The following is a 1,079-nucleotide window of genomic DNA, read 5'->3' on the forward strand; positions in this document are numbered from 1 at the left end:
CGCACCGGCGACCAGTCCGGCATCGCGGGCGGAATCGGCGCATCGTGCGACGCGAACGGGCCCGCGCCCCACACGATCTTGCCGCCCACCACGGTCAGCAGTGCGGTCGTGCCCGCGATGTCGTCCTCGGCGCACGCGAAGAAATCGCGATCCGGGACCACCACGTCGGCAAGCTGCCCGACCGCGATGCGCCCTTTCTTGCCGACCTCGTTCGAGAACCACGTCACGTATTCGGTCCACATGCGCAGCGCGGTCTCGCGATCGAGCAGGTTGCGCTGCGGGTACATGCGCAGGCCGCCGATCGTCTTGCCTGTCACGAGCCAGGACAACGACACCCACGGGTTGTACGACGCCACGCGTGTCGCGTCGGTGCCGGCCGACACCTTGAGGCCCTTCGACAGCATCTTCGCGACGGGCGGCGTCGCTTCGGCCGCCTGCGCACCGTAGCGCTCGACGAAGTATTCGCCCTGGTACGCCATCCGGTGCTGCACCGCGATACCACCACCCAGCGCGGCGATGCGGTCCATCGATTTTTCGGTAATGGTTTCCGCGTGATCGAAGAACCAGTTCAGCCCTTCGAGCGGGATGTCCTTGTTCACCTTCTCGAACACGTCGAGTGCGCGGCTGATCGTTTCGTCGTAGGTCGCGTGCATGCGCCACGGCCAGCGGTTCTGCGCGAGCACGCGCACGACGCCCTCGAGATCGTCTTCCATCTGCGCCGGCAGGTCCGGGCGCGCGACGCGGAAGTCCTCGAAATCGGCCGCCGAGAACACCAGCATCTCGCCCGCGCCGTTGTTGCGGAAATAATCGGTGCCGTCGTGATACTTCGTGCTCTTCGTCCAGTTCACGAAGTCTTCCTTCTCGGCATTCGGCTTCTGCGTGAACAGGTTGTACGCGATCCGGATCGTCATCTCGCCGGCATCGTGCAGCTTGCGGATCACTTCGTAATCGTCGGGATAGTTCTGCGAACCGCCGCCCGCATCGATCACGCCCGTCACGCCGAGCCGGTTCAGTTCGCGCATGAAGTGGCGCGTCGAGTTGTACTGGTATTCGAACGGCAGCTTCGGTCCCTTCGCGAG

The 1,079-nt window shown here is 64.8% G+C and carries 1 protein-coding gene; it reads right to left on the minus strand.

Annotated elements, in window-relative coordinates; genetic code table 11:
• A partial coding sequence (locus DID98_RS35435; protein ID WP_148093559.1) for an amidohydrolase family protein occupies positions 1-1,079 on the minus strand: 1,079 nt, incomplete at both ends.

It is taken from the genome of Burkholderia sp. Bp8984, from assembly GCF_003853755.1.
Taxonomy (GTDB): domain Bacteria; phylum Pseudomonadota; class Gammaproteobacteria; order Burkholderiales; family Burkholderiaceae; genus Burkholderia.